Source organism: Pontibacterium granulatum (assembly GCF_029961155.1).
GTDB classification, from domain to species: Bacteria; Pseudomonadota; Gammaproteobacteria; order Pseudomonadales; family Balneatricaceae; genus Pontibacterium; species Pontibacterium granulatum.
Window position 1 is genome coordinate 59,239 of record NZ_JASBRH010000007.1, and the last position, 21,490, is coordinate 80,728.

At 55.1% G+C, this 21,490-nt stretch carries 19 protein-coding genes; 15 read left to right on the top strand and 4 right to left on the bottom strand.

The features are described 5' to 3' along the window. Positions 1-9: 9 nt before the first annotated feature. A complete protein-coding gene (locus QKW35_RS08380) occupies positions 10-858 on the top strand; it encodes a pirin family protein (protein WP_282352265.1) in 849 nt (282 codons plus the stop codon). Positions 859-1,041: 183 nt separating this feature from the next. Further along, positions 1,042-2,217, top strand: a complete 1,176-nt coding sequence (locus tag QKW35_RS08385; RefSeq protein WP_282352267.1) for a M20 aminoacylase family protein — start codon at positions 1,042-1,044, stop codon at positions 2,215-2,217. 81 nt (positions 2,218-2,298) lie between these two features. Here QKW35_RS08385 and QKW35_RS08390 read toward each other — a convergent pair whose 3' ends face one another. Beyond that, positions 2,299-2,856: an NUDIX domain-containing protein gene (locus tag QKW35_RS08390; protein WP_282352269.1), complete on the bottom strand. Its 558-nt coding sequence runs from the start codon at positions 2,854-2,856 to the stop codon at positions 2,299-2,301. Positions 2,857-3,099: 243 nt separating this feature from the next. Here QKW35_RS08390 and QKW35_RS08395 point away from each other — a divergent pair, with 243 nt between their 5' ends. From QKW35_RS08395 to QKW35_RS08410, 4 genes are all read left to right on the top strand, one after another. Further along, positions 3,100-3,753 carry a PilZ domain-containing protein gene (locus QKW35_RS08395; RefSeq protein WP_282352271.1) on the top strand — a complete coding sequence of 218 codons (654 nt, stop codon included), beginning with the start codon at positions 3,100-3,102 and terminating at the stop codon, positions 3,751-3,753. Between the two features lie 542 nt (positions 3,754-4,295). Then, entirely contained in the window at positions 4,296-6,089 is a 1,794-nt protein-coding gene (locus QKW35_RS08400) for an ABC transporter ATP-binding protein (protein ID WP_282352273.1), read from the top strand. A gap of 79 nt (positions 6,090-6,168) precedes the next feature. Continuing rightward, positions 6,169-7,287: a phospholipase D-like domain-containing protein gene (locus QKW35_RS08405; protein WP_282352274.1), complete on the top strand. Its 1,119-nt coding sequence runs from the start codon at positions 6,169-6,171 to the stop codon at positions 7,285-7,287. A 13-nt stretch (positions 7,288-7,300) separates the two neighbouring features. Then, positions 7,301-7,765: an outer membrane lipoprotein gene (locus tag QKW35_RS08410; RefSeq protein WP_282352275.1), complete on the top strand. Its 465-nt coding sequence runs from the start codon at positions 7,301-7,303 to the stop codon at positions 7,763-7,765. Between the two features lie 98 nt (positions 7,766-7,863). Here QKW35_RS08410 and QKW35_RS08415 read toward each other — a convergent pair whose 3' ends face one another. Together QKW35_RS08415 and dauA are read right to left on the bottom strand one after the other, a co-directional pair. Continuing rightward, positions 7,864-8,094: a hypothetical protein gene (locus QKW35_RS08415; protein ID WP_282352276.1), complete on the bottom strand. Its 231-nt coding sequence runs from the start codon at positions 8,092-8,094 to the stop codon at positions 7,864-7,866. Beyond that, positions 8,091-9,827: a C4-dicarboxylic acid transporter DauA gene (gene dauA, locus QKW35_RS08420; protein WP_282352278.1), complete on the bottom strand. Its 1,737-nt coding sequence runs from the start codon at positions 9,825-9,827 to the stop codon at positions 8,091-8,093. Before dauA ends, QKW35_RS08415 begins: the two co-directional genes overlap by 4 nt. 107 nt (positions 9,828-9,934) lie before the next feature. Here dauA and QKW35_RS08425 point away from each other — a divergent pair, with 107 nt between their 5' ends. Continuing rightward, the gene (locus QKW35_RS08425) at positions 9,935-10,117 is read left to right on the top strand and encodes a CopG family transcriptional regulator (protein WP_282352280.1); all 183 of its coding nucleotides are present in this window, start codon (positions 9,935-9,937) and stop codon (positions 10,115-10,117) included. A 163-nt stretch (positions 10,118-10,280) separates the two neighbouring features. On the opposite strand, the gene QKW35_RS08430 is transcribed toward QKW35_RS08425, so the two are convergent. After that, positions 10,281-10,868 (bottom strand): UPF0149 family protein, encoded by a 588-nt coding sequence (locus QKW35_RS08430; RefSeq protein WP_282352282.1) that lies wholly within the window; start codon positions 10,866-10,868, stop codon positions 10,281-10,283. A gap of 140 nt (positions 10,869-11,008) precedes the next feature. Here QKW35_RS08430 and recQ point away from each other — a divergent pair, with 140 nt between their 5' ends. The 8 genes from recQ (at position 11,009) to recC (ending at position 21,487) form a co-directional block, all read left to right on the top strand. Continuing rightward, on the top strand, positions 11,009-13,129 hold the full coding sequence (gene recQ / locus QKW35_RS08435) for a DNA helicase RecQ (protein ID WP_282352285.1): 2,121 nt from the start codon (positions 11,009-11,011) through the stop codon (positions 13,127-13,129). 15 nt (positions 13,130-13,144) lie between these two features. Then, positions 13,145-13,576, top strand: coding sequence for a YqaA family protein (locus QKW35_RS08440; protein ID WP_282352288.1), 432 nt, complete (start codon positions 13,145-13,147; stop codon positions 13,574-13,576). 40 nt (positions 13,577-13,616) lie between these two features. Further along, entirely contained in the window at positions 13,617-14,405 is a 789-nt protein-coding gene (locus QKW35_RS08445) for a hypothetical protein (RefSeq protein ID WP_282352290.1), read from the top strand. A gap of 97 nt (positions 14,406-14,502) precedes the next feature. Then, a complete protein-coding gene (ttcA, locus tag QKW35_RS08450; protein ID WP_282352292.1) occupies positions 14,503-15,438 on the top strand; it encodes a tRNA 2-thiocytidine(32) synthetase TtcA in 936 nt (311 codons plus the stop codon). 60 nt (positions 15,439-15,498) lie between these two features. After that, entirely contained in the window at positions 15,499-16,671 is a 1,173-nt protein-coding gene (locus tag QKW35_RS08455; protein WP_282352293.1) for an MFS transporter, read from the top strand. 12 nt (positions 16,672-16,683) lie between these two features. Then, positions 16,684-17,541 (top strand): Nmad3 family putative nucleotide modification protein, encoded by an 858-nt coding sequence (locus QKW35_RS08460; RefSeq protein WP_282352294.1) that lies wholly within the window; start codon positions 16,684-16,686, stop codon positions 17,539-17,541. 76 nt (positions 17,542-17,617) lie between these two features. Then, positions 17,618-17,839, top strand: a complete 222-nt coding sequence (locus tag QKW35_RS08465; RefSeq protein WP_282352295.1) for a hypothetical protein — start codon at positions 17,618-17,620, stop codon at positions 17,837-17,839. Positions 17,840-18,190: 351 nt separating this feature from the next. After that, complete coding sequence (gene recC / locus QKW35_RS08470) at positions 18,191-21,487, top strand: exodeoxyribonuclease V subunit gamma (RefSeq protein WP_282352296.1); 3,297 nt, start codon at positions 18,191-18,193, stop codon at positions 21,485-21,487. The last annotated feature ends 3 nt before the right edge of the window (positions 21,488-21,490 follow it).

Here is a 21,490-nt window from a genome sequence, read left to right on the forward strand (position 1 = left end):
AGATACGACATGACTGTCCGAACCATTCAACAGATTATTCCGGCCATCGACACCAGTGACGGTGCCGGTGTCCAGCTCAAGCGCAGTATCGGCCAGCGTCAGCGTATCCGGGTTGACCCGTTCCTGATGCTGGATGCCTTTAATTCCGCCAATGCAGATGACTACATTGCCGGTTTTCCGCCCCATCCGCACCGTGGCTTTGAAACCGTGACCTATATGCTCAACGGCAGCATGATCCACCGTGACCATATGGGCAACGAAGGTGAACTGGTTGCGGGTGGTGTGCAGTGGATGACCGCCGGACGGGGGGTGATCCACGAAGAGCGTCCGCAACGTACCGACGGACTGATGCGGGGGTTCCAGCTGTGGGTGAACCTGCCGGCCCGTGAAAAGATGAAACCGGCCCACTACCAGAATATCGAACCGGAACAGGTGCCGGAGGTCCAGTTGGCAAGTGGCGGTCAGGTCCGTGTGGTTGCCGGTAGCCTGGATGTGGGTGGTGATACCGTGACGGGTCCTGTTATGGGCGTTGCTGCTGATCCAGTGTATCTGGACCTGCGTCTGCAGCCGGGCGAGACCTTTACCTATCCGGTACCGGAAACCCACAACCTGTTTATCTACCCGTACGAAGGTTCATTGCAGGTGGATAACCGCCGTATTCAAACCGATCATGCAGTGGTATTGGCGGATGGGGATGAGGTTTCTGTGCAGGCTTCGGAAACCGGAGCGGCGTTCCTGCTGCTGGCGGGCAAACCGATCGGTGAGCCGATTGCCCAGTACGGCCCGTTTGTGATGAATACGCCGGAAGAGATCGACCAGGCGCTGAAGGATTATCAGGACGGTCGATTAACGGAGTAAGTTTACCCCGAAGTTCCCGAAAGATTGCCCCGACCACCTTGCGCCGTTGTCGGGGCTTTTATGTTTTTTATCGTCAGAACGCTTAGAACCGATATATCGGCATTTACACGTCAAATGCCGTAGAATCGCAGCCCGATATTAGGAATGAGCCTGAGTAACCCCATAGGGCGAGAGAGAACAACGATGACGGAATTGATCGCTCAGGAGAGTGAACTGCACGTGTTGATGAGAGAGTGGCGTCGCGATCTGCACGCCCATCCCGAGACAGCATTTGAAGAACACCGCACAGCCGCTAAGGTGGCAGATCTGTTGCGATCGTTTGGTCTGCAAGTACACACCGGGCTGGCTGAAACAGGGGTTGTGGCTACGCTGACGGGTAACACAGCTGGGACAGGCATGATCGGTCTGCGGGCGGATATGGATGCCTTGAATATTCAGGAGCTAAACCGCTTCTCCCACTGTTCGCGACATAAAGGCAAGATGCATGGGTGTGGCCATGATGGACATACCGCCATGTTGCTGGGCGCAGCAAAATACCTTGCAGGGCATCGTGATTTTGCCGGTACAGTTGTGTTCATCTTCCAGCCTGCTGAAGAGGGAAAGGCCGGTGCACGGCTGATGTGTGAGCAGGGGTTATTTGAACAGTTTCCGGTGGATGCGGTATATGGCATGCATAACTGGCCGGGGCTGGGGGCGGGTGAGTTTGCAGTACACCAAGGACCGGTGATGGCGGCGATGGATCTGTTTGATATCCAGGTCACCGGTAATGGCTGCCATGCCGGTATGCCCCATATGGGCGTTGACCCGGTGGTGGTGGCCGGACAATTGATCGGGGCGTTGCAGGGGATCGTCAGCCGTAATCTGAGCCCGTTGGATTCCGGCGTGGTCAGTGTGACCCAGATGCACGGTGGTGACGCATATAATGTGGTACCGGACAGCGTAACCCTGTCAGGCACCTGCAGAACATTCTGCGAAGACGTGAGAACTCAGATTCGACAGCAGATGGCAACGATGGTCGAGCACTTCTGTTCGGGATATGGGGCGACAGGTACGTTGGATTATCGCGCTGGCTATCCGGCGACGGTTAACGATCCGGAGCACGCTACGCTGTGTGCTGATATCGCGGCAAGCCTGGTGGGCAACGACAAAGTCCATCAGAATGAGGCGCCAAGTATGGGGGCCGAAGACTTCTCCTTTATGCTGAAGGAACGCCCGGGAGCCTATATCTGGATCGGCAACGGTTCTGCTGAGGACGGGCGGGGGCTGCACAATCCCTACTATGACTTTAACGATGAAATACTGCCTTTGGGCGCGAGTTATTGGGTGGCTCTTGTGCAAGGGTCTCAGTCAGTACGTTAGACGATCAGCAACGTACTTTGCGCCGATGTCCGGATGCGGGGCATTCAGATGTCGGCATTTCCTGTCACCGTCTGGCACTGATCAGACACCAAACTGTTCCCGCAGCAGCGCCAGCTTCAACAGGCCCGCCACACTCAGCGCATCGGTAATCTCGCCATCCAATGCCATGCGGATCGCGTCATCCAGCGGCAGGCGGCGGAGGGTGATGTCTTCGGTATCTTCGTGATCGTGTTCTTCCTGGCGGAGCCCTTTAGCCACAAACAGGTAGGCGATCTCGTTACATACGGAATTAGAAGGGTGCAAGGTCATAAGCGGGACGTATTCATCGGCGACCAGACCGGTTTCCTCTTTCAACTCACGGCGGGCGCATTCCAGCGGATCTGCCCCGGCCGGGCTGCCACCCTCCGGAATCTCCCAGGAGTATTCGTTCAGGGCGTAACGCCATTGCCCAACAAGCCAGGTGTACCCTTCGTCATCCACAGGGATTACGCCCACGGCTTCGTTTTTGAAGGTCACCACGCCGTAGATCCCACGCCCCCCGGCAGGGTTGATTACCTGGTGCTCGCAGACGTTGATCCATGGATTGTCGTATTGGTCTTCCCGGCTCAGGGTTTGCCACGGGTTTTCATAATCTTTCACAGCTGATCCTTCCTGGGGGCATCCATAATCAAACAAATTTTATCTTACAACCGTTCACCGGTTATGCAGTCTGTCAGTTTGATAGTGACACAAATCCCTAGGAAACGGGGTTTGTTGCAGTGCCGTTGTAAGACCTTTGTCCTGTTCTGCAAAAAAGTTCTAGTCAAACCGCAAGATACTTCCAAGGTGTTGTATTAGCTGTTGCTAAACCTACCTTAAACCCCAAGAGCTGGAGCGATCGTCATGGAGCAGATCAATAAGGGCTCAGTTCGCCGCTTGCCAAGGTTATCTGCAGGGATAGTGGTGCAAGTGGTTTCAAGGGATGGACAGCTTAAATTGTTAACGCCGCTGGTTGAAGCCCATGGCGCAGAGGTGGTGATAGGCCGCCTGCCGGATTCGACCGTCGAGCGAGAGCGCTACTTTAGCTTCAACCAGACATTGCTGGTTCGGACATCCGACCAGGGCGTCCTCTACTCCTGTGAAACGCAGGTTGTAGACGTTTCCCTGCACCGCGCACGCCTGCGCATGAATACCGCACCCCGGGAGATCTACCGCCAGTATCAGCGAATGGAACAACGCTATGACTGTGCGCTGTGCGCGTATCTGCATGGGCATTGCGCGGTGCAGGACGGACGTGTTGAAAATATCAGTGTAAGTGGTTGCCAGCTTGTCGTTAGCGATCCGCGCGTGATTACCGAAATTCAAACGCTTCAGAGCCAAAACAAGCCGCTTGGTTTTGAGGTGATGTTCCCTCACTGCGATCAATACCAGCACCTGCAGGGTAATGTGGTTTCGTTTATTGATCGTCTGGAGGATTCGCCTTGCAGGGTGGGGTTGGAATTTTGTGGCAAGCGTGATGTGGTGACGGAGTACATCCAGCTGTTGCGCCTCAGTTGACTCTCCAATGACCGGTTATCTCGCATCGGATGCTCCTGCTAAGGAACCTGCGAAGTAAGTCCGAGACTTTCTCTGCGGTCGATAAAACAGCTTATACCCAGAGGGCACGCTGATGCGCGAAAGGCAGTGCAGCGGAATGACTGGTCCTTTCCAAGCTGCCTGACAAAGCAGAAGGCTGTTTTAGCGCCCGCCCTTCGGGGTATTCAGTGGTCCGTCACACGGGCAATCCGATCGATCTCTACGTTAGCGATTTGCGCCCGGCAGGCGTTCCTGAGGCAACCAGCATGGCTGTAACCACTGCCTTGATCTCGAATTGCTCTGGATGCCAGAGGCGTTTTGGACTTGTTCGTAGGTTCCCTAAGCAAGCGTAGGACATCAAGCCGTTGTAAACTAAGGAAAGGTGCGATCTGGTTCTGCATGCGACAGGACCTCCGGCAATATGTCCGCACCTCTTTAAAATGATCAGCGGTAAATCCCTCCTATCGTGAAATGCGTATCGTATAGCAGTTTGCGCAGGTAAGGGTGTAAAGGATATGAGGTATATGCGGCAGGACCGGGTGCAACACTACAGTTGGCGTTACATCTTAGATGTGGCGCTGGAACACAGGCGGCAGTTGGTGCTGGCCAATGTGATCGCCATCATCGCGACCATCGCATCGGTGCCGCTACCGTTGCTGATGCCGTTGCTGGTGGATGAGGTGCTGCTCGAGCAGCCCGGTGTCATTGTTGAAACCCTTAATCCCTGGTTCCCGGAAAACTGGCACGGACCTACCCTCTATATCACCGCCGTACTGGTGATTACGGTGATTCTGCGGGTGATTGCCCTGGCATTGAACGTCTGGCAGGCACGCCAGTTCACCCATATCTCCAAAGACGTCATCTTCCGCATCCGCAGCGGTTTGCTGGAACGCTTGAAGCGGATCTCCATGGCCGAATACGAAACTCTCGGCAGCGGTGCCGTGGCGTCCCATTTTGTCACGGATCTGGATACGGTCGATCGCTTTGTTGGCAGCTCGGTCAGTCGTCTGCTGGTTGCCGTGCTGTCGATCATCGGTACGGCGATTATCCTGCTGTGGATGCACTGGCAGCTGGCGCTTTTCATACTCTTCCTCAATCCGGTGGTGATCTATGTAACCACCGTGATCGGCAAAAAAGTGAAGCATCTGAAAAAGGACGAGAACAAGGCGTTCGAGATCTTTCAAAGTGCGTTGACCGAAACCCTGGATGCGATTCAGCAGATCCGTGCCGCCAACCGAGAAAAGCATTACCTGAGCCGGCTGATCGACGAAGCGCGTCATGTGCGTGACCGCTCGACTGCTTTCGAGTGGAAAAGTGATGCGGCGACCCGCTTCAGTTTTGTAGTGTTCCTGGTGGGCTTTGATCTGTTTCGGGCGCTGTCGATGTTGATGGTGGTGTTCTCCGGTCTGACCATCGGCGAGATGATGGCGGTGTTTGGCTACCTCTGGTTCATGATGGGGCCGGTACAGGAGGTGTTGGGTATTCAATATTCGTTCTACGGCGCTAAGGCCGCCTTGAGTCGAATCAACCGCCTGCTGGATCTGAATGAAGAACCGTACTTCGAGGAAGCGGAAAACCCGTTTGCGGGTCAGCGCACGGTATCGATCCAGATGGAGAATGTGCACTTTGGTTACTATCCGGATCAGGATGTACTGAAGGGGATTACCCTGGATATTGAGGCGGGACAGAAGATCGCGTTGGTCGGTGCCAGTGGAGGGGGTAAGTCCACACTGGTTCAGGTACTGCTGGGTTTGTATCCGGCACGTGAAGGGCATGTGTTCTTTGATGGCGTACCGGTAGAAAAAATCGGTTTAGAGCGGGTTCGTGAGCACGTTGCAACGGTTTTGCAACAGCCCGCGTTGTTTAATGGCACCGTTCGAAGCAACCTTATGATGGGCAGGGAATACAGTGATCATCAGTTGTGGCATGCCCTGAAAGTGGCACAGCTGGATCAGTTTGTAGCTGAGCAGGACGATGGGCTGGACACGCGTGTGGGACGCCAGGGGATTCGACTCTCCGGCGGCCAGCGTCAGCGGCTTGCGATTGCCAGGATGGTGCTCTCCGATCCGAAAGTAGTGATTCTGGATGAGGCGACTTCGGCACTGGATACGGAAACCGAGTTCGCGTTGCATCAGGCCCTGCAAACATTCCTGCAGGGACGTACCACCATCATAGTTGCCCACCGCCTGAGCGCGGTAAAACAAGCCGATCATGTCTATGTTTTTGAGGACGGCCAGATCTCTGAGCAGGGCGGCCACGAAGAGCTGTTGGATATGGACGGCCTTTATGCACGTTTGTATGGGGAGCATCAGCACTAGGGAGCAGGCGAATCGATTCGCAGGTTCCCGCGGAGATTTAGGATCTCCAGGGATGTTTCTCCGGGATTGAAGAGAGACTATGCGAAAACGTTTTCAGTGGCGCGAAGGGAACAAGATTGACCTGATGGTCGATGGGGAAACCTTCTTTCCGGTTATGCTGGAAGAGATGCGTAAAGCGCGCCACAGCCTGCTGCTTGAGTTTTATCTGGTGGCATCCGGCAACATTACCGACCGTTTTGTGGAAGAGATGATCGCTGCGGTGAAGCGCGGCGTGATGGTCAGACTGATCATCGACGGTTTTGGTGCGCTCAAGTTTACCCAGGCAGACCGTAAGAAGCTGCAATTGGCCGGTGTGCAGATCGTGGTATACAACCCGCTGCATGCGACCAAGTTGACCCGCAACTTTGCCCGTGACCACCGCAAGCTGCTGATTGTTGATCAACAAGTTGCTTTCATTGGTGGCACCGGTCTAAGCGACGTGTACTGGCGGGCGGAGGCCAAGGGCAGCCCATGGCATGAACTGATGGCGCGGGTGGAAGGCCCGGCCACTACCGATCTGCTTAAGGTCTATAACGCCTTGTGGAACCGTTGCACCCATCAGGATTTACCCTCTGCACCGGAGTCCGCAGCGCCCGCAGGTGATGCTCAAATCCGTGTAACTACAGTGCAGGGGATGTATCAACAGGAGATCAAGGCCAGCTTCCTGCACCGGGTTAATCGCTCGCAGGAACGGGTCTGGATGATGACTGCTTACTTCCTGCCATCCTTTTCCGTACGCGGTGCCCTGCGCCGGGCGGCCCGCCGTGGGGTGGATGTGCGCTTGATAATCGCCGGGCCCTACACGGATCAGCCCTGGGTGTTCCACGCCTCGAAACGTTACTATCGCTCTTTACTTAAGGCAGGCGTTAAAATATACGAATATCAGCCCCGTTTTCTCCATGCCAAGGCGGCCGTCGTGGATGATTGGAGCAGTATAGGTTCCTGTAATCTCGATCACTGGAACTTACGCTGGAATCTGGAGGCTAATGTAGAGGTACAGGATGCAACTTTCGTTAATCAGGTGGGACAGGTACTGCGTGATGATATGCACCACTGTCATGAGGTTACCTACGATGAATGGATGCTGCGCCCCTGGCACCGTAAGTTGCGCGAGTATGTATGGGCCTGGTTGGCCAAACTGGCGTTGAAGATACGTTGATGAGGATTTTGTTATGAAGAAGATAGGTGTTGTGCTATCCGCAATACTGAGTGTGTCACTGCTGGCCGGTTGCGCCGGTGACCTGAGCGGCAGCACCTATTCCCGTTCTGAAGCGCGTAAAGTGCAGTATGTGCAGTACGGGGTAGTAGATTCAGTAACGCCGGTGGTAATCGAAGGCCGTGCTGATGGTGGTGTAGGTACGCTGGCCGGTGCTGTTGTGGGTGGTATCGCCGGTAGTGAAGTCGGTGGCGGTAAGGGCAGTGCAATCGCCTCTGTGATCGGCGCGGTGGCCGGTGGTGTTGTGGGTAGCAAAATCGAAGAGTCTGCTACCCGTGCGCAAGGCCAGGAACTGACCATCCAGCTGGAATCCGGTGAGATTATCTCCGTGGTGCAGGAGGTGAAAAACGGCGAGTTTTTCCGTCCGGGTGACCAGGTACGCGTACTGGAGCGCAACGGTACCATGCGTGTTGTGTATTAAGCATTGCAATGCTGTAGGTGGTAAAAAGCCGTCTTTCTGGTACAGAGGACGGCGTTCTACCGATTGGTTTGGCGCGTCGTTAATTGAGAAATTTACGGCTAGAAAAAAATCTGTGCATTGCTAAATCCTATCGTCTTAAGCTGGTCCAGAAGCAATTTAATATCACGTGCGGATATGGGCTTGTCCTCTTCGTCAACCAGCACAAGAGACCGGCCGTTCTTCTGCACGACCATAATAAACCATTCATCCAAGTCGCTTGGATTTCGCCATAGTTGGACCCCAGTTAATGCCCCATCCGCAAACTGATCGATAGCTGTTTGCAGATTCATGCTGGAACCTCTTGGTTTTTAATTTGTTCCAGGGCAGCAGCGAGGGTTGGGTAAAGATCACAACAGCCAGGAGCTGCCTGGAAACCGGCTTTAGTCAGTGTTTTCATCGGCTGAGTCTGGAAATCAGCTAGCATCAGCCGGATGTTGCGCGATGCACAGTCATCAATGAATTTATTCATCGCCGACATTCCGCCCGAATCCAAAAGTGGTACGCCATCCAGATACAGCACGATACCTTTCTGTTCAGTGTAACTATGCGATAGCTCGCCAAAGATCCGATCTGCTGCCGCAAAGAACAGAGGGCCATTAATTTTTAACACCATCCAGCCGCCAGGTAGGTGGATATCGACCAGTTTCCTGTTTTGACTGACATCCCTGACAATGGTCATCTCGGCAATTTCCTTCATAAACAATAGCGACGCCAAGATAATGCCCGCAGTGATTGCGATCACCATATCGAACAATGCGGTCAGGCTGAAGCAAGTAATAAACACGGCAATATCTGGCGCCGGTGCCTCCTGCAGTAGCTTGAGTGCTTTTGGTGCTTCGCTCATATTCCAGGCAACGATCAGCAGCAGCGCCGCCATGCTCGTCATGGGTAGATAAGCCAGCAGCGGCGCCAGAAACAGTAATGCTAACAACACCACAATGGCATGGGTCATTGCTGCCAGTGGTGTTTGCGCCCCAGCCTTGAGGTTCGCCGCGGAGCGGGCGATGGCGGCGGTAGCAGTAATACCGCCAAAAAATGGCGTAATGATGTTGCCGAGGCCTTGGCCGAAAAGTTCGCTGTTTGCGCTGTGTTTTCGACCGGTCATGGTGTCGAGTACGACGGCACAGAGAAGCGACTCAATTGCCCCTAGCATTGCAATGGCAAAGGCTGCCGAGAGTAGGTCCTGAGCAACTTGCCAGGTTAACTCAATTGCGGCTTCACCAGGTTGAACTCTTAGCCAGGGCCACTCGAAATCAGGAAGTATGGGAGGGATGCCTGAACCGATCGTTCCGCCAGGTAAGGCAAAGCTGAACGTGGAGCCGATGGTGGCGATGCTATATCCGGTCTGATTTAAGAAGTAAGCCAACAGGCTACCCACTACTACCGCCGGTAGGTGCGCGGGAATCGGCGTCTTGCAGCGCGGCCACAGCAACATGACGGCGAGGGTGAGCACGCCGACGGTCAAGCTGCCAGCATCAAAACCTGCTGCGGAGGAGGCAAGCAGCATGACTTTTTCGGTGAAATGGCCGGGCATCGTCTCGATATGCAGGCCAAGAAAGTCTTTCACCTGTAAGACTGCAATCACAAGTGCGATGCCGGCAGTAAATCCAAGGGTAACGGATTCGGGGATATATTCGATATACCGTCCCAAACGCAGCAACGCCATTGTGATTAGGATCACGCCTGACATTATGCTGGCGACGAGGAGTCCTGATAAGCCGTATTGGGCAACGATGGGCACCAAAATAACGATAAATGCAGCGGTAGGTCCTGAAATGCTATACCTGGAGCCGCCAGTCAGTGGAATCAAGAAGCCCGCGATAATGGCCGTATAAAGACCATATTGCGGGGCAACGCCGCAGGCGATAGCGAGTGCCATGGACAGCGGAATAGCAATGATCCCAACCGTTAAACCCGCCATAAGATCTTTCCCCAGACGTGATAAGTCATAGGGGGCTTCCTTGAAGGCTTCACGCAGTGCAAAACCCAGGCGAAGGGAGAAAAGGTGCGCACGATGCCCCATTAAAAACCTCTAGGATGTGTATAAAGTTAACATCATTTGAATCATACAGATGTATTAGAATACAATTCAATGTTAATCCTATTAACATATAATGTGCTGAGGCTGAAATGGAAAACCGTACCGCCAGATTGACGTTGCTAATCGATCCGAAGAAAAAGGCAGCTTTTGAGCAACTTTGCAGTGAGGAAGACGTAACACCGTCACAGAAAGTCAGGCAGTTTATTCGTGAGTATATTGAGCAGCAATTAGGCGAGAATTGGCGCGAAGAGGTGTTCAGAGAGGGTTCTTGAAAACGCTAAACTCAGGCGGAAGAATTGAGATGCCTGTGTAGTCACACACAGTTTCCGTCAAAGAGAGCGCAGAATAGGCTGGTGGGGGCACGAATGCTAATTAAGTAAGATACGTGCCCGCCAAGTATTAATGTCTAATAACTGGCAACGAATTGTTGAAGTGTTACTTCTTCGGTGCGTGGAACAGCAGGTAAAGATCGATCAGCAGATCAGGGATCTGGCGCGCCATCTCTTCGCTCAGCTTCTTATCGCCACGCATTGCGGCCATCTCTTTGTCTTCGTCGAACAGTTCGGAGGCAACCATGATCGGCAGCATCAGTTCAGCGACGGTTTCCTCTTCCTGATGGTTGAACCAAGCTTCCTCGTTCATGAATACACCTTCCATGAACGCCTGTGCCCACCAGGTCAGACCAGACATATCTTCGTCTTCGTCCGGGATCAGGGTCAGCTCGCACGGCAGATCAATTTCCTGATCACTGTACAGGTTGCTGTTGATCATCTGGTACAGGCGACGCAGCATCTCCATGATACGGTCGTGCTGTTCCTCGGAATCCCAGGTTGGCGCACCGTCAAAGACCAGTTCACTCCACTCCTGTTCGGAGACGGCTTTTGGGCTGATGTTGCAGGCGGTGAACAACCCGTGCACGCCTACCAGATCCAGAGAATCTTCAGATACAGCGTCGGAGTAGAGGAAGTCCTCCAGTTCGTCCAGTTCAGCGTCGGACAGTTCAGCGTGAGTCAGTGCGTTCATTGCAACATCCCGTCAAGTAAATTACAGGTGCGATTCTAGCCGGAAAACCGCGCAATAGCAGCCTTATTTGAAGAAATATAGCCGCGGGTAGGATGAATCGTTGATGACAGCAGCCTGGTGTTGGCGGATAATGCCGCCCCATGATGGATAGGGCACAGCAACTCCTGCAAGACGTTTTTGGCTATGAGCAGTTTCGGACACCCCAGGCGGAGGTGATCGAAACCCTGCTGAACGGGCAGGATGCGCTGGTCGTCATGCCTACCGGCGGTGGTAAATCGCTGTGTTATCAGCTGCCTGCACTGATCCGGCCGGGTGTGGCGGTGATCGTGTCGCCGCTGATCGCACTGATGCAGGATCAGGTCTCGGCCCTGTCCCAGTGGGGTATCCGTGCCGGCTGCCTCAACTCCTCCCTCGATTATTCCGTGATTGCCGAAACCGAGCATCAGATCCGTGCCGGGCAGTTGGATCTGCTCTATATCGCACCGGAACGTCTGCTACAGGCCCGTACGCTGGACCTGCTGTCCGAATGCCGGATTGGTCTGTTTGCGATCGATGAAGCGCACTGTGTTTCCCAGTGGGGCCATGATTTCCGTCCGGAATACCTGCAGCTGTTTAAGCTGCGCGAGCGTTTTCCCGGCGTACCGCGTATCGCATTAACTGCGACTGCGGACGAGCGCACCCGGCAGGAGATCATCAATCGTCTGGAACTGACCGACGCGCAGCGTTTTATCCGTGGTTTTGACCGCCCCAATATCCGTTACCGCATTGGCCAGAAAGACCGTGCCAAAGAGCAGTTGCTAAAGTTCCTGAAGGATGAACATCCGAAAGACGCGGGGGTGGTTTACTGCCTGTCGCGTAAGCGTGTGGAGGAGACTGCCGAGTGGTTGCAGGAGAAGGGTTTCGAAGCCTTGCCATACCACGCGGGGTTGCCGTCAGAACTACGGAACCATAACCAGCATCGTTTCCTCAACGAAGAGGGGATCGTGATGGTGGCGACCATCGCCTTCGGTATGGGGATCGATAAACCCAACGTGCGCTTTGTGGCCCACCTGGATCTGCCCAAGAGTGTGGAAGCCTACTATCAGGAAACCGGCCGTGCCGGACGTGATGGTCAGCCTGCCGATGCCTGGATGGTGTACGGCCTGCAGGATGTAATCTTCCTGCGCCAGATGCTGGAAGGCTCCCAGGCCAGTGATATGCACAAGCAGGTGGAGCGCCAGAAACTGGAGGCGATGCTGGGTTTGTGTGAGATCACCAGCTGCCGCCGTCAGGCGTTGCTGGCCTACTTTGGTGAGCATAACCACGAACCGTGCGGTAACTGCGATACCTGCTTGGAACCCGTGCCGGTCTGGGATGGTACCGAAGCGGCGCGTAAGGCGCTGTCGGCGGTGTACCGTACCGGTCAGCGCTACGGTGTGACCTATGTGATCGAAACCCTGATCGGTAACAAGGTGGATCGTGTGGTGCAATTGGGCCACGACAAACTCACCACCTTCGGTATCGGTAAAGAACTGGACAAGAAACAGTGGCGTTCGGTGTTTCGCCAGCTGGTGGCGCGCGGTTACCTGAGCGTGGATACAGAAGGGCACGGTGTGCTGCAGCTCACCGAGAAATGCCGCCCTGTGCTGAAGGGTGATGAGTCTCTCGAGCTGCGTAAGGACCAGCGTAAGCAGAGCCGCTACGACCGCAAGCAGGTGCCGCAGAACAAGCTGGAAGCGGAAGATTACGCCCTGTGGAATGCGCTTAAGGCCAAACGTAAGGAACTGGCGGATGACCAGGATCTGCCGCCGTACGTGATCTTCCATGATGCCACGCTGATGGAGATGGTGATGTACCGTCCCCTCAGCCACGAGCAGTTCAAGCGCCTTAACGGTGTGGGACAACGTAAATTGGATCTGTATGGCGACCAGTTTATAGCCGTGATCGAAGAGCACGAGGTCAGCGAACCGGTAGACCTGGATGCGCAGGTGGAACAGTCGATCATGCTGTTCCGTTCCGGCATGACGGCCGAGCAGATTGCCCTACAGCAGAAACTGTCGGCCAAGGTGATTTACAACCACCTGGCCCGTGGCATAAGCCAGGGGCAACTGGAGATGAACGATGTGGTCGAGCTGCCCGATGCGGAACTGCGCCATATCGAACAGGTGATTCACGAATGTCAGCGGGAATACGGCAATGCCCTGAAGCCGGTGCATGAAGCACTGGCCGGTGTCTACGAGATGGGCATTCTCCGCTGCGTTAAAGCCGGTCTGCAGTTGTAAGGCGGGTTTCGGCTGATGATGGAACTGGGCGCTGAAACGACGCTGCTAGGACTGTTCCTCAGTGGTTTGATATCAGCGACGTTGCTGCCTGGCGGTTCCGAAGCCCTCTTTGGCTGGATGCTCTACAACGATAGCTATGCGGCACTTCCTCTTTTTCTTGCGGTCACATCAGGTAATGCACTGGGTGGTATCATCACCTTTGCGATGGGCTGGCTGCTGGCACTCCGTTACCCGTTAAAAACACTGGAGAAGCCGGAACATCAGCGTGCTCAGCGTTGGCTTGAGCGCTGGGGGCCGATGGCTCTGCTGTTGTCATGGCTGCCTATCGTGGGTGACCCTCTCTGTTTCATCGCCGGTTGGCTGCGGGGAGGTGTCTGGTTGTCTATGCTGATGATTACCCTCGGCAAGGCTGCCCGTTATCTGGTGCTGATGTTTCTTGTGGCCTGACTCACAGTGATTCTGGCGCACTAACAGGGATGATGTCTGAATGATCAATAGCGACACCTTCCGTAAGATTCGTATCACCGTTCTCCTGCTACTTTTGTTGCTGATAGCGCTGAACACCTGGTTGTCGATCGTGCGTGTGACCGAGTGGCAGCAACCGCTCTGGGTGGTGGTATATCCCATTAATGCTGATGGCCGCCAGGATACGGGGCAGTACGTGACTGCGCTGAGCGAAGAGCACTTCGAAGATATGGAGCTGTTCCTGCAGCGGGAAGCACAGCGTTACGGCATCAGAATCGACCGGCCTCTTGAGGTGAAGCTGGCGCCGATCGTTAAAGCCCAGCCACCGGAGGTGCCGGAAAATCCCAGCCTGTTAATGAATGTGCTCTGGAGTCTGCAGATGCGGTTCTGGTCCTGGCAAAACGACAGCTGGGATGGTCCCAATCCGGATATCCGCATCTACATGCGCTTCTTCTCTCCCTCCAATCGGTACATCCTGGAGCACTCTCTAGGCCTGCAGAAGGGGATGATCGGTCTTGTGAACGGTTACGCCCATGTGGACTATCAGGGCCGTAACAATATGGTGGCGATGCACGAGCTGATGCACACTCTGGGCGCGAGCGATAAGTATGATGTGGAAACTAACCTGCCACTGTGGCCAGAGGGTTACGCCAATCCGCATCAGAAACCGTTGATCCCGCAGGTTCAGGCCGAAGTGATGGGCGGTCGTTTGATGGTTCATGCCGGGATCGCCGTCATGCCGCAAACCTTGGAACAGGTGATTGTTGGGCCGCAAACGGCACACGAAATCAACTGGCGAAAAAAACGCTAAGTTGATCAAAAAACGTTCATTTCTTTCGTCGCTGCCAAGCAGGAACTGCGCTATAATCCGCGCCTTCCAATTTTGAACGTTTCAGACTGATCCAGAGATGACCGAATCCGCCGCTGTAGAATCACCCGAAAAGAAAATCAAAGTCCGCATCAACAAGCTGCAGAAACGTCTGCGCCGTGAAGTGGGCCGCGCCATTGAAGACTTCAACATGATCGAAGATGGTGACAAGGTGATGGTGTGTCTGTCGGGTGGCAAAGACTCCTATGCCATGCTCGACATCCTGATGAACCTGCAGAAGAGCGCACCGATCAGTTTCGAGATCGTGGCGGTCAACCTGGATCAGAAACAGCCGGGTTTCCCAGAGCATATCCTGCCGGAATACCTGGAATCGATCGGTGTGGAGTTCCACATCATCGAACGGGATACCTACTCCATCGTCAAAGAGGTGGTGCCAGAGGGTAAAACCACCTGCGGTCTGTGCTCCCGTTTGCGTCGTGGCACCCTGTACGGGTTTGCCGAAAAGATCGGTGCCAACAAGATCGCACTGGGCCACCACCGTGACGATATCCTGGAAACCTTCTTCCTCAACATGTTCTACGGCGGCAAGCTGAAAGCGATGCCACCGAAGCTTGTGTCTGACGATGGCAAGAACATGGTGATCCGCCCACTGTCCTACGCGCGCGAGAAAGACATCGCGGAATACGGTGAGCTCAAAGAGTTCCCGATCATTCCGTGTAACCTGTGTGGTTCGCAGGAAAACCTGCAACGTCAGGTGATCAAAGAGATGCTGAACGGTTGGGACAAAACCCATCCGGGGCGCATCGAAACCATGTTCCGCTCCTTGCAGCATGTTGTTCCGTCTCACCTGGCGGACACTGAGCTGTTCAACTTCAAAGAGTTGCAGATGGGGTACGCCCACGGTATCGCTGGCGACAGCGTAACCAACTTCTTCGATCCGAGAGAGGGTACGGAAGAGGGCGGAGAGCCGCGGGCTGAGAAGATGCCTGAGATGATCGATATCCTGGCTCTATAATTCGTCGTTTCTTACCTCAGCGCCAAACGCATAAGAAACGGATTTCGAGAGGTAGTATCTGTGAATATCAATGTTGTGCTGCTGTCGCTGTGCCAGGCGCTGCTGACCACTGGAAATGTCTTGCTGGTGTCCGTGACGGCGCTGATTGGGCGTGATCTGGCACCCAGTGATACGCTGATCACCCTGCCGGTGGCGATGCAGTTTGTTGGCCTGATGGCAGCAACCATTCCCGCTTCGCTGATCATGAAGCGGATCGGACGCAAGAATGGCTTCTACCTGGGTAACAGCATTGGTATTGGCGGTGCGCTGGCCTGTATTCTCGCGCTGAACGGCGCGCAGTTTGGTCTATTCTGCGCAGGTACCTTTCTGCTGGGGATCGGTATCGGGTTTGGTACCCTGTATCGTTTTGCGGCGGTGGAGGTGTGCGCGCCGGAAGAGAAAACCCGCGCGATCTCCATGGTGATGGCTGGCGGTGTCCTAGCTGCAGTGGCCGGACCGCAGCTGGCGGTATCCAGTCAGGAATGGATCGAAACCATCCCGTTCCAGGGCGCATTTGTTGGCCTCCTGATCCTCTACATTACCGCTCTGGTGCTGCTGAGTCTGATCCGTATTCCGCCTGCCAGTGGTGATGAACACCACGGGCCGACGCGGTCTATCCGTGAAATTCTGGCTCAGCCAAATTTTATCAGCGCTGTCGTGGCGGGCATGGTGGGCTACGCGGTGATGAATCTGCTGATGACCGCAACACCGCTGGCAATGCAGCGTTGTGGCTACGAGTTCAGCACCGTGGCCAACGTGATTGAGTGGCACGTACTGGGCATGTTCCTGCCATCCTTCTTCACGGGATCGCTGGTTAACCGCTTTGGCATCAAACCGATGATCTACTGTGGCGCAGCGTTGTTTATTGGCTGTATCGCTATCAACATGACAGGCACCAGCGAGTGGCACTTCTTTATTGCCCTGTTGCTGCTGGGGGTGGGCTGGAACTTCATGTTTATCCCGGCAACCCAACTGCTGACCGGTACCTACAAACCGGCGGAGAAAGCCAAGTCCCAGGCGGCGAATGAGTTCTTGGTGTTTGGTGTGGTGACTATGTCGGCCCTGACCTCCGGTTGGCTGGAAGCGTCATTGGGTTGGTTCACTATGAACTGGATGATGATACCGGTTGTGCTGTGGGCTGTGGCGGTGGTGTACCTGATGGAGCGCAAAACCAAAGCGATGGCGACTGTTTGATCTGAATTTGCTATGAAGTTGATCCTCAGCCGCAAAGGCACCGACTCCAGCGCAGGCGGATTGCCCAGTCCGATCATGCCGGAGGGGCGCTTGCTCTCACTGCCGATCCCCCAGTCGGATGCGCCAATCAGGTATTCCGAGTTGATGGCGGGCAAGCAGAGCCTTTCCAGTCTGATCAAGCAACTGGGCGGTAAACAGTGGCGTAGCGGTTGTCATCTCGATCCGGATATCGACCGAACCCTGCTGAAGGATGCCAGCAACTGGTTGCCAGCCTTTGGTCAGTTTGGTGCCGCTCAGCGCCACCTGGAGCAGGAAGGTGTGGGCAAAGGGGATCTCTTTCTGTTCTTTGGCTGGTTCCGTCAGACCGAACGGGTAAAAGGCAAAATCCAGTTCGTCAAAGGTGCGCCGGATATCCATCAGGTCTTTGGCTGGATGCAGGTAGGGGAGATCCTCAAGCCTTCCCCGTCGGCTAATGAAGCGATTCTGGCTTGCTACCCGCAGCTGGCCAATCACCCGCATATGCAGAAGGACTATCAGTTCAACACGATCTACCTGCCAAGCGAACAGCTTACGCTGAATGGGCGTTCTACTGGGTTGCCGGGCTTTGGGACATTTCCGCAGTACAGCCCAGCATTGCAGTTGACCACGCCGGGTGAAAACCGCACCCACTGGACGCTGCCGCAAGCGTTCTATCCAGATCAGTTCGAGACCGCGCTTAGTTATCACCGCCAGTCGTGGCGCTGGAGCCGTGTGGAAGAACGGGTTCAGTTGCAGGCTGCGGCCCGCGGGCAGGAGTTCGTATTGGATCTGGCGCTACAGCCCAAGGTGGTTGAGTGGCTGGCAGCGCAGTTTTTTCAGCAGCTATTTTGAAGAGCCTTTGAGGAAATTGGGCTTGACCCGCTTGCCTCCCTCTCGTCATCATTAGCGCCTCAACCAAGGGGGTGTCATGAAAAGTTTCCTATTCTCAACTGAAAACGACCGCGGCGGCGTAATTCTGTGCAATCTCGATACGCTGGAAGAGGCGGTGGAGTATTTGCAGCAGCGCTTTGATGGCGTGGTGCGTGTTGAGGAAGGGCGCAGCTACTGGACCAAGGAAAACGGATTCGACGAACTCCCCCCGGTAGACGCTTCGCGTGGGCCGGGCGGTACCGGTTCGGCCACGCCGTAACATGCCTGATGGGCGGACATTCGCTGGCCAGTTTGATGAGTAGCCGGCTCCTCATCAAGTGATTTCATTGCAGCCGGTGTTTCAGGTCGCTGGAAGCTTGTTGTAGCGGTAGGGTTGTACCAGTCATCGCTATGGGTGCAATCAATGACTTCAACACACTGAATCTTCATCATTCATACTTCGGTTAGATTGACGCGGGCCGCTACTATTTCAAATTCAAACGACAGTTTGATGACAACGCCGCTTTTTCAGATTACGTCGATCTGGACTTCATGAATTCCATCCTTCAGGATCAGACATCAGTTTCGCGCATGGCGCCTTCACGGTGATGGATCTGATCAGGAAAAGGTAATGTTTCGCATATATCACTCGAACGCACTGGATGTGCTCAAGGATCTGCTGGTTGAACTGATCAAGCGTGATCCGCTGACCGATCCCTTCGCCCAGGAAACTATCCTGGTGCAAAGCCCCGGCATGGCCCAGTGGCTCAAACTGGAACTGGCCCAGGCACAGGGCATCGCGGCCAGTATCGATTTCCCCCTACCGGCATCTTTTCTCTGGAAAAGTTTCTCCGAAGTGTTGGAGGGCGTGCCGGAACGTTCCGCCTTTAATAAGGAGGCGATGACCTGGAAGCTGATGGAGATCCTGCCCGCCCAGCTAAGCCAGCCGGAATTCAGTGATCTGGAACGGTACCTGGCTGCCGATCAGGGCAACTTCAAGCTTTACCAACTGTGCGGCAAGATCGCCGATACCTTTGATCAATACCTGGTGTACCGCCCCGACTGGATCGCCGATTGGGAGCAGGGCGGCAACATGGCTGCCGATAGCCAGCCCTGGCAGCCGATTCTGTGGCGTGGACTGGTAAATCGTACCCAAGAGTTTGGTCAGGCCCACTGGCATCGCGCCAATATGTTTTCCGAGTTTGTGAACGCATTGGGTCGAAGCAGAGACAACAACGGTTTACCCACAAGACTCTTTGTGTTTGGTATCTCCGCACTGCCGCAGAATTATCTGGAAGCCTTACATGCGATGGGGCAGAAGATCGATGTGCACCTGATGGTGACCAATCCCTGTCGTTATTACTGGGGTGAGATCCTGGACCAGGCCCAGATCGCCAAGCTCAACCGGAGCTGGTTTGATAAGCCGGGCACCGATATGAGCACCTACTTCGAGCACGGCAACCCGCTCCTGGCCTCGATGGGCAAGTTGGGCCGCGACTATCTGGTCCAGTTGCAGGAGCTGAAGTCGCCGGAGATCGAGGCCTTTGTTGATATCGATCGCGACAGCCTGCTGCAGCAGATGCAGGCGGATATACTGGAGCTGGATGACCGTGCCCGTTTCCCAACCCAACCTGATGGGTTCCTGAGTAGTCACCATAAAACACCGATAGCAGGCGACGACCGATCCATTCAGTTGCATGGCTGCCACAGTCCGTTGCGTGAGGTGGAAGTACTGCACGATCAGTTGCTGGCGATGTTTGAGGAAAGTCCCGGCCTGTCGCCACGCGATGTGATTGTGATGATGCCGGATGTGGCCAGCTATGCACCGTACATCGACGCGGTATTTGGCAACGCACCGTCCGAGCGTTATATCCCGTTCTCCATCTCCGACCGCTCAGCGCAGCAAGAGAATCCGTTGCTACAGAGTTTCCTGCGTTTTATCGCCCTGGCGAACAGCCGCATGACTGTCTCCGAGGTGCTGGAGCTGCTGGAAGTACCGGCGGTGATGCGCCGCTTTGGTCTGGATCAGGACGGCTTCCACCGCATCCGCCATTGGGTGGCGGAGGTGAATATCCGCTGGGGGCTGGACAGCAATCAGCGCCGGCAGTGGGATCTGCCGGAATTTGAACAGAACAGCTGGCAGTTCGGCTTGCAGCGTATGCTCGCCGGATACGCATTGGGTGACAGCGACGAGTTGTGGTCAGGTATCGCCCCTTATGGTGAAGTGGAAGGGCTGGAAGCGGATCTGTTGGGGAAACTGGCTGACTTTGTCGACCTGCTCAGCTTCTGTGCGAAACTCTTCAGCGGTGAGCAAACTCCACAAGCCTGGATCGAATTGATCAACAGCCTGCTGGAGCGTGCCTACCAGCCGGATGAGCTGGATGAGGTTGCGCTCGATCAGGTCCGCAAGGTGCTGGCGCAACTGCAGGAGCAGATCAGCGATGCGGGGTGGTCGGCGCCCTTATCGATCGAGATCCTGTGCGACTACCTGCACAACGGCCTCGACAATGCCCGCTCCAGCCAGCGGTTTATGGTGGGTTCCGTTAACTTCTGTACCCTGATGCCGATGCGTTCCATTCCGTTCCGGGTGGTGTGCCTGCTGGGCATGAACGATGGAGATTATCCGCGCACCTTGCCGCCGATCGGCTTTGACCTGATGGCAGATCAGCCGCGTCGCGGTGACCGGTCCCGCCGGGATGATGACCGCTATCTGTTCCTTGAGGCGGTCCTATCGGCGCGGGAAAAACTCTATATCAGCTATGTAGCGCGTTCCATCCACGACAACACCGAGAAGGTGCCGTCGGTACTGGTCAGCGAGCTGGTGGAATACTTGGCACAGGCCTACGTATTACCTGACTGTATAGAACAGGATATGGACAGCAGTGCCGAGGCACTCAAGCAAGGCCTGCTGACCGAACATCCCCTGGCACCGTTCAGCGTGGATTACTTCCAAAAGGGGAACGAACTCTTCAGCTTTGCCAGCGAATGGCTGGTGGCTGCAGCCGCCGAGCAGCAGCCGCCACCAAGTTTTGTCACCAACGCGCTGGACAGTGAAATGCCGGTCGAGCTGGAACTGGCCGACCTGCTGCGTTTCTTCCGCAACCCGTGCCGATATTTCTTTACCCAGCGGTTGAAGGTGCATTTCGAAACCCGGGAATCGGGTGCCGAGGATGACGAGCCGTTTAAGGTGGAAGGGCTGGATGATTACCAACTGAAACAGCGTTACCTGCAGGCGGCGCTAGCCAATGAACCGCTGGACGAGGTGGATGCCTGGATTCAGGCCGAAGGCTTGTTGCCGGTGGGTCACAGCGGCTATCAGAGCCTGAGCAAGCTGCGCAAAGACTGTGTGGAGCTGGCGGAAAAGTTGGAGCCGTTGATGCCGGAAACCCCGCATCGCCGCGAGATTCGTATTAAATTGCCTGGTTTACCTAAGCTGCGTATCACCGGTTGGCAGGATGGCTGGTACGGCAACACCTTGCTGCGTTACCGCCCGGCTCAGGTGCAGGGCTACGATCGTCTGTTTGGCTGGATCGAACACCTAGCGGCCTGTGCCTGTTTCCCGGAAACCAAGGGCACGGTGCATCGTGGATTGTCAGCGCAATTGACCTATAAACCGTTGCTGCGCGCCGAAGCGATCTTGCAGCTGGAAACGTTGGTTAAACGCTACCTGGAGGGGCAGCAGCGACCGCTGCCGTTTGAACCGGGTGTCGGCTGGGCCTATCTGGCTGAGCTGGAGAAGGGTGAAGACAAAGCGCGCACCAAGGCGCAAACCCGCTTCGAGGGTGGTTTCAACAGCTACGGCGCCATCGAAGATCCGTACCTGCGCCGTGTATACCCGCACTACAGTGCCTTTGAGCCGGGACTGATTCCGCTGGTGGATAAGGTGTTGGCACCGATTGTGCCGTGGATGGAAGAGGGAAAGGAATAAAAG

Bases quoted from the DNA above. Each gene is read 5' to 3' on its own strand.
- QKW35_RS08380 (WP_282352265.1), top strand. From the start codon at position 10: ATGACTGTCCGAACCATTCAACAGATTATTCCGGCCATCGACACCAGT.
- QKW35_RS08385 (WP_282352267.1), top strand. From the start codon at position 1,042: ATGACGGAATTGATCGCTCAGGAGAGTGAACTGCACGTGTTGATGAGA.
- QKW35_RS08395 (WP_282352271.1), top strand. From the start codon at position 3,100: ATGGAGCAGATCAATAAGGGCTCAGTTCGCCGCTTGCCAAGGTTATCT.
- QKW35_RS08400 (WP_282352273.1), top strand. From the start codon at position 4,296: ATGCGGCAGGACCGGGTGCAACACTACAGTTGGCGTTACATCTTAGAT.
- QKW35_RS08405 (WP_282352274.1), top strand. From the start codon at position 6,169: ATGCGAAAACGTTTTCAGTGGCGCGAAGGGAACAAGATTGACCTGATG.
- QKW35_RS08410 (WP_282352275.1), top strand. From the start codon at position 7,301: ATGAAGAAGATAGGTGTTGTGCTATCCGCAATACTGAGTGTGTCACTG.
- QKW35_RS08415 (WP_282352276.1), bottom strand. From the start codon at position 8,094: ATGAATCTGCAAACAGCTATCGATCAGTTTGCGGATGGGGCATTAACT.
- dauA (WP_282352278.1), bottom strand. From the start codon at position 9,827: ATGGGGCATCGTGCGCACCTTTTCTCCCTTCGCCTGGGTTTTGCACTG.
- QKW35_RS08425 (WP_282352280.1), top strand. From the start codon at position 9,935: ATGGAAAACCGTACCGCCAGATTGACGTTGCTAATCGATCCGAAGAAA.
- QKW35_RS08430 (WP_282352282.1), bottom strand. From the start codon at position 10,868: ATGAACGCACTGACTCACGCTGAACTGTCCGACGCTGAACTGGACGAA.
- recQ (WP_282352285.1), top strand. From the start codon at position 11,009: ATGATGGATAGGGCACAGCAACTCCTGCAAGACGTTTTTGGCTATGAG.
- QKW35_RS08440 (WP_282352288.1), top strand. From the start codon at position 13,145: ATGATGGAACTGGGCGCTGAAACGACGCTGCTAGGACTGTTCCTCAGT.
- QKW35_RS08445 (WP_282352290.1), top strand. From the start codon at position 13,617: ATGATCAATAGCGACACCTTCCGTAAGATTCGTATCACCGTTCTCCTG.
- ttcA (WP_282352292.1), top strand. From the start codon at position 14,503: ATGACCGAATCCGCCGCTGTAGAATCACCCGAAAAGAAAATCAAAGTC.
- QKW35_RS08460 (WP_282352294.1), top strand. From the start codon at position 16,684: ATGAAGTTGATCCTCAGCCGCAAAGGCACCGACTCCAGCGCAGGCGGA.
- QKW35_RS08465 (WP_282352295.1), top strand. From the start codon at position 17,618: ATGAAAAGTTTCCTATTCTCAACTGAAAACGACCGCGGCGGCGTAATT.
- recC (WP_282352296.1), top strand. From the start codon at position 18,191: ATGTTTCGCATATATCACTCGAACGCACTGGATGTGCTCAAGGATCTG.